The sequence below is a fragment of the Castellaniella defragrans 65Phen genome, assembly GCF_000612685.1.
GTDB lineage: Bacteria > Pseudomonadota > Gammaproteobacteria > Burkholderiales > Burkholderiaceae_B > Castellaniella > Castellaniella defragrans.
Map to the genome: position 1 here is coordinate 3,597,587 of NZ_HG916765.1, position 14,294 is coordinate 3,611,880.

Annotated in this window: 12 protein-coding genes and 1 tRNA gene; 4 read left to right on the top strand and 9 right to left on the bottom strand. The window is 71.1% G+C overall.

Features of this window, described 5'->3' with window-relative positions; all coding sequences use genetic code 11:
- Nucleotides 1-19: 19 nt before the first annotated feature.
- Nucleotides 20-742, top strand: coding sequence for a hypothetical protein (locus BN940_RS16035; protein WP_043684635.1), 723 nt, complete (start codon nucleotides 20-22; stop codon nucleotides 740-742).
- 77 nt (nucleotides 743-819) lie between these two features.
- Here BN940_RS16035 and glnQ read toward each other — a convergent pair whose 3' ends face one another.
- The 6 genes from glnQ to BN940_RS16065 all read right to left on the bottom strand — a co-directional run bounded on the left by glnQ (nucleotide 820) and on the right by BN940_RS16065 (nucleotide 5,938).
- Complete coding sequence (gene glnQ, locus BN940_RS16040) at nucleotides 820-1,548, bottom strand: glutamine ABC transporter ATP-binding protein GlnQ (protein ID WP_043684639.1); 729 nt, start codon at nucleotides 1,546-1,548, stop codon at nucleotides 820-822.
- Nucleotides 1,545-2,384 (bottom strand): ABC transporter permease subunit, encoded by an 840-nt coding sequence (locus BN940_RS16045; protein ID WP_043684642.1) that lies wholly within the window; start codon nucleotides 2,382-2,384, stop codon nucleotides 1,545-1,547. The genes glnQ and BN940_RS16045 overlap by 4 nt, the downstream gene beginning before the upstream one ends.
- A 182-nt stretch (nucleotides 2,385-2,566) precedes the next feature.
- Complete coding sequence (gene glnH / locus BN940_RS16050) at nucleotides 2,567-3,322, bottom strand: glutamine ABC transporter substrate-binding protein GlnH (protein ID WP_043687796.1); 756 nt, start codon at nucleotides 3,320-3,322, stop codon at nucleotides 2,567-2,569.
- A gap of 141 nt (nucleotides 3,323-3,463) precedes the next feature.
- A complete protein-coding gene (locus BN940_RS16055) occupies nucleotides 3,464-4,249 on the bottom strand; it encodes a MetQ/NlpA family ABC transporter substrate-binding protein (protein ID WP_052355958.1) in 786 nt (261 codons plus the stop codon).
- Nucleotides 4,250-4,271: 22 nt separating this feature from the next.
- A complete protein-coding gene (locus BN940_RS16060) occupies nucleotides 4,272-4,928 on the bottom strand; it encodes a methionine ABC transporter permease (RefSeq protein WP_043684645.1) in 657 nt (218 codons plus the stop codon).
- The gene (locus tag BN940_RS16065; RefSeq protein ID WP_043684648.1) at nucleotides 4,925-5,938 is read right to left on the bottom strand and encodes a methionine ABC transporter ATP-binding protein; all 1,014 of its coding nucleotides are present in this window, start codon (nucleotides 5,936-5,938) and stop codon (nucleotides 4,925-4,927) included. Before BN940_RS16065 ends, BN940_RS16060 begins: the two co-directional genes overlap by 4 nt.
- Before the next feature lie 222 nt (nucleotides 5,939-6,160).
- Between BN940_RS16065 and BN940_RS16070 the strand changes: the two genes are divergently transcribed.
- A complete protein-coding gene (locus BN940_RS16070) occupies nucleotides 6,161-7,702 on the top strand; it encodes a bifunctional aminoglycoside phosphotransferase/ATP-binding protein (RefSeq protein WP_052355959.1) in 1,542 nt (513 codons plus the stop codon).
- A 369-nt stretch (nucleotides 7,703-8,071) separates the two neighbouring features.
- On the opposite strand, the gene BN940_RS16075 is transcribed toward BN940_RS16070, so the two are convergent.
- Nucleotides 8,072-8,147: transfer RNA gene (locus BN940_RS16075), tRNA-Lys, on the bottom strand.
- Nucleotides 8,148-8,216: 69 nt separating this feature from the next.
- Between BN940_RS16075 and BN940_RS16080 the strand changes: the two genes are divergently transcribed.
- A complete protein-coding gene (locus BN940_RS16080; RefSeq protein ID WP_242404217.1) occupies nucleotides 8,217-9,017 on the top strand; it encodes a metallophosphoesterase in 801 nt (266 codons plus the stop codon).
- A 144-nt stretch (nucleotides 9,018-9,161) separates the two neighbouring features.
- Here BN940_RS16080 and BN940_RS16085 read toward each other — a convergent pair whose 3' ends face one another.
- Both BN940_RS16085 and mnmC read right to left on the bottom strand, forming a co-directional pair.
- On the bottom strand, nucleotides 9,162-11,297 hold the full coding sequence (locus BN940_RS16085; RefSeq protein ID WP_043687807.1) for a glycoside hydrolase family 31 protein: 2,136 nt from the start codon (nucleotides 11,295-11,297) through the stop codon (nucleotides 9,162-9,164).
- A gap of 188 nt (nucleotides 11,298-11,485) precedes the next feature.
- Nucleotides 11,486-13,324 carry a bifunctional tRNA (5-methylaminomethyl-2-thiouridine)(34)-methyltransferase MnmC2/FAD-dependent 5-carboxymethylaminomethyl-2-thiouridine(34) oxidoreductase MnmC1 gene (gene mnmC / locus BN940_RS18095; protein WP_338075597.1) on the bottom strand — a complete coding sequence of 613 codons (1,839 nt, stop codon included), beginning with the start codon at nucleotides 13,322-13,324 and terminating at the stop codon, nucleotides 11,486-11,488.
- A gap of 116 nt (nucleotides 13,325-13,440) precedes the next feature.
- On the opposite strand from mnmC, the gene BN940_RS16095 reads away from it, so the two are divergent.
- Nucleotides 13,441-14,292, top strand: a complete 852-nt coding sequence (locus tag BN940_RS16095; protein WP_043684651.1) for an inositol monophosphatase family protein — start codon at nucleotides 13,441-13,443, stop codon at nucleotides 14,290-14,292.
- Nucleotides 14,293-14,294: the final 2 nt, after the last annotated feature.

Consider the following 14,294-nt stretch of genomic DNA (forward strand, 5'->3'; position numbering starts at 1 on the left):
GCAATCCAGGAATTTCGTCATGTCGCTCGGCCCCAAACGCCCCACCTTCAAGCCCACCCCCTACGGCTACACCCGGCGCAGCCGCGGGATCCCGCGCTGGCTGCTGCTGCTGATCACCGGCGTGATCCTGGGTGCCGGGGGCGTGCTGTTCCTGCAGCGCAGCTACGGCCCGCAGCGCCTCACGGTCGAGCAATCGGAACAACTGCGCACGGACCTGAACACCGCCAACCTCGAAAGCCAGCGCCTGTCCGCCGAAGCCGAGAAGATCCGCGCGCAGATCAAGCAGGCGCGCCAGGACCAGCAGGAGCAGGCCGCGCGCGCCGAGCAGCTGCGCAAGCAGGCGGCCGACATGGAAGCCGGCGTCGCCAGCCTGATCCAGGCCATCCCCCCCGATCCGCGCGGCACCTCGCCGGGCATCCGCGGCGCCGACATGGTCGCGCGCGACGGCGGGGTGGACTACCGCATCCTGCTGATCCAGGACCTGCCCGAGGGCCAGACCGAGGCTCCCACCCTGCGCGGCCAGATCAGGCTGATCGCGCAGGGGTCCTACCCCAACGGCAACGCCGCCCACGTCGAGCTCGCCACGCAGCCCCTGGACATGGGCCGCTACATCGTCGTCGAAGGCCGCGCCGAACTGCCGAACAAGGCCTTCCGCCCGCGCCAGGTCACCATCCAGGTCATGGCGGAAGGATCCGACAAGATCATCGCCACGCGCACCTTCCACGTCACCGCGGCGCGCTGACCGGCCGCCGCGGGGAAGCGCCCGCCCCGCCGGGCACCGCCGCGGGCCGGAGGCGGGCCCCGCCCGCCGCCCCGCGGTCAGGCCACGTGCTGCAGGAAGTCCTTCAGGCGCTGGCTGGGCGGCTGGCTGAGCAGGGTCGCGGGATCGCCGTCCTCGGCGATCTTGCCCGCGTCCATGAAGATCAGCCGGCTGCCGACCTTGCGGGCGAATTCCATTTCGTGGGTGACCACGATCATGGTCATGCCTTCCTCGGCCACGTCCTGCATCACCTTCAGGACCTCGTGGCGCAATTCCGGGTCCAGCGCCGAGGTCGGCTCGTCGAACAGCATCAGCAGCGGCTTGATGGCCAGCGCGCGGGCGATCGCCACGCGCTGCTGCTGGCCGCCGGACAGCTGCCCCGGGTAGTGGCCGGCGCGCTCGGCCAGCCCGACCTTGGTCAGCAGCTCCAGCGCCTGCGCGCGGGCCTGGTCGCGCGGCGTGCCGCGGGCGTGGAGGGGGCCGAACATGACGTTCTCCAGCGCCGTCAGCTGGGGGAACAGGTTGAACTGCTGGAACACCATGCCGGCCTCGCGGCGCAGTTCGCGCACCTGCGCCGGCGGGCCCAGGACGCTGTGGCCGTTGACGATGATGTCGCCGCCCTGGATGGTTTCCAGCACGTTGATGCAGCGCAGGAACGTGGACTTGCCCGAGCCCGAGGGTCCGACCACGACCACGACCTCGCCCGCGTCGATGCTCAGGTCGATGCCGTCCAGGACGACGTTGTCGCCGAAGCGCTTGGTGACGTTCTTGAATTCGACGATGCTCATACGATGCGCGTCCTGTGTTCGATGTATTTCAGCGCCAGCGCGATGCAGCCCGTCATGATCAGGTAGATCACCGCCACCGCGCCCCAGATCTCCACGGCGCGGAAGTTGCCGGCGATGATCTCCTGGCCCTGGCGGGTCAGTTCGGCCACCCCGATCACGATGAACAGGGACGAGTCCTTGAGGCTGATGATGCACTGGTTGCCCATGGTCGGGATCATGCGCCGCAGCGCCACCGGGCCGATGATGCGGGCGAGGATCTTGTGGAACGGCAGGCCCATGGCCTGGCCGGCCTCGTACAGACCCTTGGGCACCGACTGCAGGCCGGCGCGCACGATCTCGGCGATGTAGGCGCCCGAATTGATCATCAGCGTCACGGTCGCGGCGGTGAAGCCGTCGATGCGCAGGTTCACCAGCAGCGGCAGCGCGAAATAGATGAACATCACCTGCACCACGATCGGCGTGCCCCGGATCACCAGGATGTAGACCTGGGAGAGGAAGGACAGCACCAGCGGGATCCAGGACAGGAAGCGCCAGGCCAGCAGGGCCAGCACCGCCAGCCGCAGGGCCCACCAGGCCGCGTCGGGCACGCCGGCCAGGGGGCCGGCATCCAGCCAGGCCGCCAGCCGCAGCAGGGCCACGGCGGCCGCCAGCACCACGACGCTCCAGGCCAGGGTGCGGCGCGTCACGGGCACCGGCACGTAGGTCACCACCACCCCGGACAGGGCGCCGATGATCGTGCCGCCGACCAGGCCCAGCAGGGTGATCTGGATCGTCATCCACGAACCGGCCATCAGGTCGGGCCAGGCGGCCCAGATGGCCGACCATTCAAAAGTCATGGTCTATCCCCATGAAGATCGGCGTCCGCAGGGCGGACGCATGGAAAGACGGGCCACCGGCGCCGCGCCCGGCGGACCGGCGGCCCGGCGGGAGAGGCTTTTCGGCCGGGGCGGCCCGGCGATGAAAAAGCGGCGGACGGACGCATGCATCCGGCCGCCGCCGTCGGATCGATCGGCCGCGTTCAGTTCACGGCGCTGGCCTTCTGGCCGAACCAGGTTTCGTACAGCTTGTCGTAGGTGCCGTTGGATTTCAGCTCGGACAGGGCCTTGTTGACCACGGGCACCAGCTCGCTGCCCTTGGGGAAGGCGATGCCGTAGAAGTCGCCGCTCTTGAGCGAGCCCACGACCTTGACCTTGCCGTTGCCGGCGGTCTTGGCGTAGTACTGGACGTTGGGCGTGTCGTGCACCACGGCGTCCACGCGGCCCGTGGCCAGCTCCAGGAAGGCGTTGTCGATGTTCGGGAAGAGCTTGAGCTTGGCCGAGGGCACGTTGGCCTTCATGTAGTCCACCGTGGCGGTGCCGATCTTCACGGCCACCGTCTTGCCTTCGAGGTCCTTGGCGGTCTGGATGGGGCTGTCGCTGGAGACCAGGATGGCCAGGCCCGACTCGTAGTAGGGCTCGGAGAAGTCGATGACCTTGGCGCGGTCCTCGCGGATGGTGATCCCGGCCAGGGCCACGTCCACGTTGCGCGTCTGCAGGCCCGGGATGATGCCGTTGAAATCCATCGGCTGCAGGCGGTATTTCAGGCCGGCCTGCTTGGCGATGGCTTCCCAGAGCTGGATGTCGAAGCCGGTGTACTTGCCGTTCTGCTTGAACTCGAAGGGCACGAAGGCGGTGTCGGTGGCGACGATCAGGTCCTTGGCGCTGGCCTGGGTCATCGGCAGCGCCAGGGTCAGGGCCAGTCCGGCCAGGGCGGCCTTGAGGGTCTTGGACAACATCATGGAGTCTCCTTGTGGGATTCGTCTGCTGCGGCCGATTCGCCGCGTCCCCGCCAATGTTAACTGAAATGCCCGCGATTCCTGCGCCCCGGAGGGCCGGAATCGCGGGCACGGGCCGCGATTTTGGGGAAATCCCCTAAATCAGAACGCGGGGACGATGGCGCCCTTGTAGTGTTCCAGGATGTAGTCGCGCACCTTGGCGGTGTGCAGGGCGTCGACCAGCTTGCGGATCGCGGGATCGTCCTTGCGGTCGGCGCGGGTCACCACCAGGTTGGCGTAGGGGGAATCCTTGTCCTCGATGAACAGGGCGTCCTTGACCGGGTTCAGGCCGGCTTCCAGCGCGTAGTTGGTGTTGATCAGGGCCACGTCCACGTCGGGCAGCACGCGCGGCAGCGTGGCGGCTTCCAGTTCGCGGAACTTCAGGTGCTTGGGGTTTTCCGACACGTCGCGGGCGGTCGCCAGGATGTTGCTCGGGTCCTTCAGCTTGATCAGGCCCTGCTTCTGCAGCAGCAGCAGCGCGCGCGCGCCGTTCGAGGGGTCGTTCGGGATGGCGATCTGGGCGCCGTCCTTCAGGTCCTTGATGTCCTTGATCTTCTGCGAGTAGGCGCCGAAGGGCTCGACGTGGACCAGGCCCACCGGCACCAGCTTGGTGTCGTGTTCCTTGTTGAAGGAATCCAGGTAGGGCTGGTGCTGGAAGAAGTTGGCGTCGATCTGCTTGTCGGAGACCTGCAGGTTCGGCTGGACGTAATCGGTGAACACCTTGATGTCCAGGTCCACGCCTTCCTTGGCCAGGTCGGGCTTGACGAATTCCAGCAGTTCGGCGTGCGGTACGGGGGTGGCCGCCACGGACAGCTTGGCCGCCTGCGCCGGGACGGCGAAGGCCAGGGGCAATGCCAGCGCCAGGACCGGCGCGAATTTCTTGAACATGAGAATCTCCTGAAACGAGGATTTACCGTCTGTTGAGTCTGGCCACCCAGCGGTCGCCAAACACCTGAAAAACCTGCACCATGATCACCAGGATCACGACCGTGACCGCCATGACGTCGCCCTGGTAGCGCTGGTAGCCGTAGCGCACCGCCAGGTCGCCCAGGCCGCCGCCGCCGATCACGCCCGACATGGCCGAATAGCCCACCAGGGTGATGGCCGTGACCACGATGGCCGCGAGGATGCCGGTGGTCGCCTCGGGCAGCAGCGCCCACAGCACCGTCTGGCGGGATGTCGCCCCCATGGCGCGGCAGGCTTCGCTCACGCCGGGATCCAGTTCGCGCAGCACGTTTTCCACCAGCCGGGCGAAGAAAGGCGCCGCGCTGGCCACCAGCGGCGGGATCGAGCCCTGCACCCCCAGCGCCGTCCCCACCACCAGGCGGGAAAACGGGATCATCACGATCAGCAGGATCAGGAACGGCACAGAGCGCAGCACGTTCACGACGAAGGCGACCGTCTGGTAGACGGCGCGGTTGTCCATGGCCTGCCCCGGGCTGGACAGAAACAGCAGCACGCCCACCGGCAGCCCGATCAGCACGGTGAACAGCAGGGAAAAGCCGGTCATCAGCAGGGTGTCGATCGTGGCTTCGCCGATCATCCACCAGTCCACGTTCGCCATCATGGCCGCAATACCTCGTAATCGACGCCCGCCGCGTCCAGCGCGGGGACGAGCGCGTCCAGGCCGGCCGCGGTCCCCTGGGCCGCCACGACCAGCTGGCCGTAGGGCGTGTCCTTGATCCGCCCCACGGAGCCCTGCAGGATGCTCAGGTCCAGGCCCAGGTCGCGGCTCAGGCGGCTCAGCAGCGGGCTGGCCGTGCTGTCGCCGCGGAAGCTCAGGCGCAGCAGGCGGCCCGGCACGCCCTGCGCCAGCGCGCGCCAGCCTTCGCCGCCGTCCAGGCCGCTTTCGGACAGCAGCGCGCGCGTGGCGTCGTGGCGCGGATGCAGGAAGACTTCCAGCACCTGGCCGGCCTCGACGATGCGGCCGCCCTCGATCACCGCCACCCGGTCGCAGACCGCGCGGATCACGTCCATGCCGTGCGTGATCAGCACGATGGTCAGCCCCAGGCGCTGGTTGATGTCGCCCAGCAGGCGCAGGATGGACTGGGTGGTCTCCGGGTCCAGCGCCGAGGTCGCCTCGTCGCACAGCAGCAGGCGCGGCTTGCTGGCGAGCGCGCGGGCGATGCCCACGCGCTGCTGCTGGCCGCCGGAGAGCTGCCCCGGGTATTTGTGCGCCTGGTCGGCCAGGCCGACGAGGTTCAGGACCTCGCGGGCGCGCGCCTCGCGGTCGGCGCGCGGCAGGCCCGACAGGCGCAGCGGGAAGCACACGTTGTCCATCACCGTGCGCGAGCGCAGCAGGTTGAAGTGCTGGAACACCATGCCCACCGAGCGCCGGTATTCGCGCAGCTGGGCGTCGGAGAACGCCGTGATGTCGCGCCCGTCCACCCGCACACTGCCCTCGGTGGGGCGCTCCAGCAGGTTGAGCATGCGGATCAGGGTGCTCTTGCCCGCGCCCGAACGCCCGATGATGCCGAAGACCTCGCCCTCGCGGATGTTCAGGTTGACGTCGACGAGCGCGTTCACCGCCCGGCCGGCGGATTCGTACGTCTTGCGGATGTTCTCGAGATCGATCAAGATGCGGAGCCACTGGAAGCCATCCCGCGCCGCCCGCCTTGGGAGCGGCCCGGTGATGAAAAAAAACGCTCCCGGATCAACGGGATGCGAAACAGGAATTTACCATGCCGATTTGGCTGATTATGCCGATAACATATTACTTGGAATCATAAAAACGATCCCCGGACGCGGGTGGGCTAGAATCTCCGGCATCCCCACCGCATTCCGTTCCAGAGGGGCCGCATGCCGCGAGACGAGCCGTCCGAAGTCCTGGCCTTTCTGGCCGAACGCCTGCGCGCCCCCGGCGCGGAGGCCCCCGAGACCGTCCAGACGCACATTTCCATCCTGCTGCTGGGCCGCGACCGGGTCTACAAGCTCAAGCGCGCCATCCGCCTGCCCTACCTGGACTTTTCCACGCCCGGCCTGCGTCTGGACGCCTGCCGCGAAGAAGTGGCGCTCAACCGGCGCACGGCTCCGGCGCTGTACCTGGGCGTGCGGCGCATCACCCGCGAAGCCGGCGGCGCGCTGGCCTTCGACGGCCAGGGCGAGCTGGTGGACGCCGTGGTCGAGATGAAGCGCTTCGCCGAGGACACCCTGTTCACCCGGCTGGCGCAGGCGGGCCGCCTGGACCGCCCGCTGCTGACCGCCCTGGCCCGCACCATCGCCGGCTTCCATGCCCAGGCGCCACGCGCGCCCGGCGGGGACGGCGCGCAGCGCATCCTCGACGTGCTCGAACTCAACGAGCAGTGCCCGGACATGGCGCCCGCGTTCGGCGCCGCGGCCGTGGACGCGCTGCGCGCCGCCCTGCGCAAGGCCTGGGCGCGGCACGCGCCGCTGCTCGACGCACGGGCGCGCGCCGGCAAGGTCCGCCGCTGCCACGGCGACCTGCACCTGCGCAACCTCTGCCTGCTCGACGGCCAGCCCACCCTGTTCGACTGCATCGAGTTCAACGAAGCGATCGCCACGATCGACGTCCTCTACGACCTGGCCTTCCTGCTCATGGACCTGTGGCAGACGGGCCTGCGCGCCGAGGCGAACTGGGTGATGAACCGCTACATGGACGAGAGCGGCGACGCCGGCGGCCTGCCGCTGCTGCCCTTCTTCATGGCGCTGCGCGCGTCGATCCGCGCGCAGGTGCTGTCCACCCAGGCGGCGCTGCCGGGCGCGGCGCGCCAGGACATCCTCCCGCAGGCCCGCGCCTACCTGGACCTGGCCATGGCGCTGCTGCGGCCGGCCCCGGCGCGGCTGCTGGCCATCGGCGGCCTGAGCGGCACGGGCAAGTCCACGGTGGCCGCGGCCATCGCGCACCGCATCGGCGCCGCGCCGGGCGCGCGCATCCTGGCCAGCGACCGCATCCGCAAGCGCCTCGCGGGCGTGCCGGCCGAAACGCCCCTGCCGCCCGACAGCTACACCCGGGAATCGTCCGACCGCGTCTACGCCGCGCTGGCGGCGGAGGCGGCCCGCACGCTCGCCCTGGGCCACGCCTGCATCGCCGACGCCGTGTTCTCCCGCCAGGAGGAGCGCCAGCGCATCGAGCGCTGCGCCGCCGAGGCCGGCGCGCCCTTCCAGGGCATCTGGCTGGAAGCCGACCCCGACACGCTGGTCGCGCGCGTGCGCGCACGCAGGAACGATCCGTCCGACGCCACCGCGGACGTGGTGCGCGCCCAGCTCCGGCGGCACACCCGTCCCCAGGGCTGGCTCGCGGTCCAGGCCGGCCAGGATGCCGCCGCGACACAAGCCGCGGTGCTGGCTGCGCCGGGCATCGCCCCGGACGGCGCAGGCTGACGGGGCGGGCGTCCGGGCCGGCGGAGGCTGATCGGACGAGGGCTGACGGGACGGCGGAGGCTGATCGGACGAGGGCTGACGGGACGGAGAGCCCAGGCCGGCGGGACGGAGAGCCCAGGCGGGCGGGCTGGCCGGACGGGCGGTCCGATCGGGCGGTCCGATCGGGCCGGGAGACGCTCCCGCGGGACGGGCGCGAGGCACGTTCGGGGCACATGCGCGGAAATACGGATTCACGGACCCGCGGCCTGGATCGCACAATGACACCATCGCACCGGGTGTTGTCGCCCGCTGCCCGCCCGGACCGCACCCCGAAAAGCGCGGCGCCTCCCCGAAGGGAGGCGCCGGACGCTGGATTCGCAAGGAGGATTCTGGTGGGTCGTGCGCGGCTCGAACGCGCGACCAACGGATTAAAAGTCCGGTGCTCTACCGACTGAGCTAACGACCCACGAAGCCTTTTATTTTGACATTGCATCAATACAGCGTCAAGCGCCCGGAGTCCACGAGAGACCGTTCCATGCCCCACCCCACCGCCAGACCGCCCCTGCGGCTGCACATCCTGTCCGACCTGCACCTCAGCCTGCAGGGCCTGGAACCGCCCGACGTCCAGGCGGACCTCACCATCCTCGCCGGCGACATCGCCCGCCCCCGGGCGGCGATGGAATGGGCCGGCCGGATTCCCCGCCCCGTGCTGTACGTGCCGGGCAACCACGAATTCTACGGCGGCACCATCCCCGCCGTGCGCGCGGAACTGGCCGAGCAGGCGCAGGCCCGCGGCATCGAACTGCTGGACCAGCGGGCCGTGGTGATCGGCGGCGTGCGCTTCCTGGGCGCCACCCTGTGGGCGGATTTCGAGCTGTTCGGCGCCGAGCTGCGCGACCTGGCCATGGAACGCTCGGCGGAATACCTGCGCGACTTCCAGGTCATCGGCAACGGCGACGGCACGCGCTTCACGCCGCGGGACGCCGCCGCGCTGTTCCGCGAGCAGTACGACTGGCTGGACGCCCAGCTGGACGCGCCCCACCCGGGGCCGACGGTGGTCATCACCCACCACGCGCCCAACATGCGCAGCGTGCATCCGCGCTTCGCCGAATCGCTGGTCAGCGCGAGCTTCGTGTCCGAATGCGCCGGCCTGCTGGGTCGGGCCGATCTCTGGATCCACGGCCACACGCACGACAGCTTCGACTACTCGGTGTATGGCGCCCGCGTCGTCTGCAACCCGCGCGGCTATTACTTCAACGGCACGAACGAGAACCCCGATTTCGATCCCGGCCTGTGCATCGACGTGCCCTGCCGCGCCGAGGCGCTGCAGGCGTAGAGTCCACTTTTCGCCGCCGGGATGAGCCTGGACATGGGGCGGTCCCAATGGACTGCCCCATGCCTGGCGAATCCGGGCGGCCCGCAAGCCGCGAGGCGGGAAAATACGCCAACCGGAAGAGTCGCGGGCTTCTTGCCCACGACCCTACCTCGCGCGGGAAATCCGCACCTCGGCCCCGCGGCGCTTGACCTCCAGACCTTCGGACGGCAGGATGCGCAGGCCTTCCAGGCCCTTGATGTAGCTGGAGCCCTGCATCTGCATGACGCGGATCTTGTTGCGCATCACCACCGGATTGTGCTCCGGCATGCCGAACATCCAGACTTCTTCCAGGATCCGGGCCGAATTGATCTCGCCGGTGTGCTGGGCCGCCGGCCCCAGGCACAGCATGTGGCCCTCGCGGCCGAAGACCGGCAGCGTGTCCAGGCCGGGGCGCACCGTCCAGCGGGTGCCGCCTTCGTAGCGCCAGCCCGTGTTCAGGTCCCACCAGGCGTCGCCGCGGGGCAGATAGACCTCGGTCGCGCCGCCGGGGCGCATCACCGGCGCCACCAGCAGCGCCGGCCCCAGCAGGTACTGCGTGTCCCAGGCATGCGCGTCGGCGTCGGCGGGATAGGCCTGGGCCATGGAACGCTGCACCGGCAGGCCGGTGCGCACGGCGTCGTCGATGATGCCGGCCACGTAGGGCAGCAGCCGGTAGCGCCACTGCAGCCAGTGCGCCACCAGGGCGCGCGTGTCGGCGTCGAAGGCGTCCGGCATCAGCGCCGGCAGCCCCTGGAAGCTGAAATTGGCGGAAAACACGCCCATCGCCAGCCAGCGCAGATAGAGCTCGGGCGTCATGGTGTCGGCCGGGCGCTGGGCGTTGCCCAGACGATGGGTCTGCACCGCCACGCCGCTGTTGCCCACCGCCAGCGCGGCCCGCAGCGTGGCCGCGTAGCCGTCCCAGTCGTTGTCCACGTCCGGCCCCTGCTGCCAGGCGAAGCGCTGCACCCCGGGGAACAGGTCGCGGCTGAGCATCACGCCTTCCTGGGGCGTGCGCGGGCCGGCGACGGCATCGAACAGGGCGCGGCGCGCCAGGTGGGGATAGGCCGTGCGCAGCACCGCGCCGGTTTCGCCGCCGCGGGCCTCGATCCCGTCGGGCAGGTCGAACTGCGCCTGGCAGGCCGGCGCGTCCAGGCCTTCTTCCACGGCTTGCAGATGGCGTTCGGTCCACAGGCGGGCCGCGTCCCGGTGCGTCAGGTCCAGCAGTCCGAACGGCCGCCCGCCGGAGGCCGGCGTGCCGGGGCAGACCCAGGGCTCGCCTTCGTCGTCGCACAGCAGCCAGCCCCGGTCTGCCCATTCGTCGAACAGCGGCGTGCCCTGCAGGACGCCGGGAATGCAGGCGCCCGCCAGGTGGACGTCGAGCGCGGACGCCGCCGCCGCGCAAGCACGCCAGTCGGGAATGCGGTCGGCAGCCCACTCGAATACCGGCTTGTCGACCTGGAAGCCCAGGATGGCCGGATCGGCCAGCAGCAGCGCATCGAGCGCCATGCCCTGGCCGCGCAGGCTGCGGACCTGCTGCAGGCTGGCCTCGACGGACTGGCCCGGCGCCTGGTCCAGCCAGACCCCCATGGGCCAGAGATTGGGCTGGCCGGCGCGCCCCGTGAGCGCCGTGTACTGGTTGAGGATTTCGGACGGCTCGCCGACGAACAGGAACAGGTCCAGGCCGGCGCCCCGCGCCTGGACGGCGTAGGCGCCCTCGGCGCGCAGGTCGTGTTCCACGCGGTCCAGCGTATTGACGTGCATGCCCCAGCCGCGCGGGCTCCAGGCCAGCGGCAGGGCGCGGTCGGCCGGCGCGTCCGACACCAGGCGGACGCCGCGCCGATCCAGGCTGGCGAGGGATTCGCCCAGGCCGTACACGCCCTCGTCGGGCTCAAGCGTCCAGGCAAGCGTCCAGAGGCCCGCATCGCCCCCGCCGGCCGGCCGCACCGGCAGGCGGACGCGGGCCACGCACTGGTCGCCGCGGGACAGCCGCAGGCCGGCATCGGGACCGCCGACCTCCAGACCGGCGTCGCCCTGCGTCAGGCGCCAGCCGCCGGATTCCAGCGGCCGGCATTCCATTTCGCCGACGGGCTCCTGGCGCACCAGCAGCATGTCGGCCTGGCGCTGCGCGCGCGGCGTCGGCTTGGCCGGCTCCAGCCAGGTGCGCGGCCCGCAGCGCAGCCGGAAGACGCCGGGCGCGTGCGCCTCGATCCGGAAGCGCCACTCATCGGCGTGCAGCGCCCATTCGACGCACGAGGGCGTCATGACGACCGGGCCGGTCTCGAAAACTTGGTCCGCCAATTCGATGGTGGGCGACACAGCGTGATCCTCTGGGCACTCTACCCGCATGAGTCTTATATAAAAGACGTTATTCTGACGGATTTGCGCCATAAAATAAAATGCCGGCGCATGCCCGGCGATCCATCCGCGGCCGGCGCGGGACCCGCGCGGGATCAGCGCGGGGCGATGCGCCGGACCAGTTCGCGCTCGGCGGGCACGGGCTCGCCGTCCATCCATGCGCCGATCAGGTCGCCCGCCAGGGCGGACCAGCTCAGGCCGCGCGATCCGTAGGCGCAGGCAAGCCACAGGCCCGGCCGATCCGGCACCGGGCCGATCACGGGCAGATGGTCGCGCGTGGCGGCCCGCCAGCCGGCCCATCCCACGGCCGCGCCGCGTCCCAGCCAGGGGATGTCGCGCGCATCGACCCAGTCCCGCACGCGCGCCAGGATGTCCTGGTGGCCGGCTTCGTCCGCGACCGCCTCGGACGCATCGGGCCGGTAGGTGCTGCCGACCACGCCCCAGCCGTCCCGGGGCGGCAGGCAGTAGCCGCGCCCCGACAGGACGCAGCGCGGCACCGCGGCCTCCCCCGCCGGATACAGGCTCACCTGGCCGGCGAGGGGCGCGAGCCGCGACAGCACGGCCAGGGGTTCGACCGGGACCACGCCGGCCAGCAGCGCCGGCGCATGCAGGGCGTTGGCCAGCACGAGATGGTCCGCGCGCCCCAGTTCCCGCCCCTCGGCGTCCCGCAAAGACCAGCCGCCGCCGGGTGCCGCGGCCAGCGCGCCGACGGCGCAGGCCCGGCGCGTCACACCCGGCAGGCTCAGCAGCGCGGCGATCAGCTCGCCCGGGCATGCGCGCAAGGCCTCGGCGAACCAGAGGCCGCCCCAGGGCACGCCGACCCCGGCCCGCAGCCCCGCCTGCGCCGGATCGAGCCAGCGCACCCAGTCCGCCGGGAAGCCCAGCCGCGCCAGCGCCCGGCGCTGCAGATCCGCCTGCGCCTCCGACTGCGCGCAGACCAGCGCGCCGCAGGCCTGCGGCCGGGCCGGGCCGTCCAGGTCCAGCCAGCGGGCGCGCGCCCGCGCCAGGCCGGCGCGGCTCAGGCGCGAGCGCGTGTCGTCGTCCGGACTGAGGGCGGGCACCAGGGCGGCGGCGCCCCGGCGGCGCAGGGCCGGATCGACGTCCAGGGCGCACAGGGGATCCCAGACCTCGACCTCGTGGCCGCGCGCGGCCAGGGCCTGCGCCACTCCGGCGCCCGCCAGGCCGCCGCCCACCACCGCCACGCGGCGGCGGTCCGGCTCGGGCGGCGCGGCGCCCAGGCCGGGGCGCAGGACGGCCACCGTCATCTCGCGCTTGCCGGCGAGGCCGGGTGCCTTCTCGACCAGGAAGCCGGCGTCGCGCAGGTCGCGCCGCACCTGGCCGGCCGCGCACCAGGTGGCGGCCGTGGCCCCGGCCACCGCCAGGCGCCGCAGCTGGCCGAAGACGGCGGGCGACCACATGTCGGGATTGACCCGCGGCGCGAAGCCATCCAGGAAGAAGGCGTCGACGCGCGCCTGCGCCTGGCGCGCCAGGCGGCGGATGTCGCCGAACATCAGGGTCAGGACGACCCGCCCGCCCTGCAGTTCCAGCCGGTGGACGCCCGGCAGCAGGGCGGGCCAGCGCCCGGCCAGCTCATGGGCCAGCGGCCGGCATTCGTCGGGCAGCCGGCGCCAAGCCCGCAGCAGGTCTTCCGCGGCGAAGGGGTGCGCCTCGAACGCCAGGTAATGCAGCCGGCCGCTGCGCGCGGGATCGTCCAGCCAGGCCCGCCAGGCGGCCAGGAAATTGTGCCCCAGGCCGAAGCCGGTCTCGGCGATCGTGAACGCCGCCCGCCCGCGCCAGCGTCCGGGCAGGCCGTTGCCCGCCAGGAAGACGTGGCGCGCCTGCGGCAGCGCCCCGGCGGCGCCGTGGTAGACGTCGCCGTATTCCAGGCTGCGCGGCACGCCCTGCTCGTCCTCCCGCCATGAGGCAGGCTTCAAAATTTCATGCTTGTCCGACATGCGGGGACACTCGTCCGGTGGTCACGTACAATGGGATGAACACGCCACGCGGGCCGGCTGGCGGCCTGCGGACGCATCACGGGAATCAGCGCTTCATGTCCAGTTCGCACTTCCTGTCGGCAGACTGCCTGGATGCCGCCGTCACGGCGGCGCATGCCGCAGCCGCCATTCTACAAACCCACGCCCTGCACCGCGCGGATCTCGTGGTCGACCACAAGATGCGCAACGACCTGGTGTCCCAGGCCGACCGCGAAGCCGAACGGGCCATCATCGACATCCTGCGCGCCCGCACCCCCGGCATCGGCATCGTCGCCGAGGAATCCGGCGGCGAGCCGGGCGCACAGGCCACCTGGTGCATCGACCCGCTGGACGGCACCACCAACTTCATCAGCGGCATTCCCCATTACGCCGTCTCCATCGGCCTGATCGGCCACGCCGGCTGCCGCCTGGACGGCCGCACCCCGCTGCCCCAGGACACGCCGCTGATCGGCGTGGTCTACGACCCGAACCGGGAAGAACTGTTCTCCGCGCTGCACGGCCTGGGCGCCTGGCTCAACGGCCGCCGCATCCAGTGCTCCCCCACGCCGACGCTGGACCAGTCGGTGCTGGCCACGGGCTTCCCCTTCCGCGACTTCTCCTTTGAATCCCTCTACATGCCGACGCTGCGCGACGCGATGCACGCCACGCGGGGCATCCGCCGCCAGGGCTCGGCGGCCCTGGACCTGGCCTGGACGGCCTGCGGGCGCTACGATGGCTACTGGGAAATGGGCCTGGCGCCCTGGGACGTGGCCGCCGGCACGGCGCTGGTGCGCGCGGCGGGCGGCGTCTGCGAGGACATCCGCCACCAGGAGCCCTGGCCCGAGAGCGGCTACGTCTACGCCGCCAACCCGCACATCGCCGCCGCGCTGGATGGCCTGATCAATCGGCGCGCAAAGGGGGCGCCATGAGC

Bases quoted from the DNA above. Each gene is read 5' to 3' on its own strand.
- BN940_RS16035 (WP_043684635.1), top strand. From the start codon at position 20: ATGTCGCTCGGCCCCAAACGCCCCACCTTCAAGCCCACCCCCTACGGC.
- glnQ (WP_043684639.1), bottom strand. From the start codon at position 1,548: ATGAGCATCGTCGAATTCAAGAACGTCACCAAGCGCTTCGGCGACAAC.
- BN940_RS16045 (WP_043684642.1), bottom strand. From the start codon at position 2,384: ATGACTTTTGAATGGTCGGCCATCTGGGCCGCCTGGCCCGACCTGATG.
- glnH (WP_043687796.1), bottom strand. From the start codon at position 3,322: ATGTTGTCCAAGACCCTCAAGGCCGCCCTGGCCGGACTGGCCCTGACC.
- BN940_RS16055 (WP_052355958.1), bottom strand. From the start codon at position 4,249: ATGTTCAAGAAATTCGCGCCGGTCCTGGCGCTGGCATTGCCCCTGGCC.
- BN940_RS16060 (WP_043684645.1), bottom strand. From the start codon at position 4,928: ATGATGGCGAACGTGGACTGGTGGATGATCGGCGAAGCCACGATCGAC.
- BN940_RS16070 (WP_052355959.1), top strand. From the start codon at position 6,161: ATGCCGCGAGACGAGCCGTCCGAAGTCCTGGCCTTTCTGGCCGAACGC.
- BN940_RS16080 (WP_242404217.1), top strand. From the start codon at position 8,217: ATGCCCCACCCCACCGCCAGACCGCCCCTGCGGCTGCACATCCTGTCC.
- BN940_RS16085 (WP_043687807.1), bottom strand. From the start codon at position 11,297: ATGACGCCCTCGTGCGTCGAATGGGCGCTGCACGCCGATGAGTGGCGC.
- BN940_RS16095 (WP_043684651.1), top strand. From the start codon at position 13,441: ATGTCCAGTTCGCACTTCCTGTCGGCAGACTGCCTGGATGCCGCCGTC.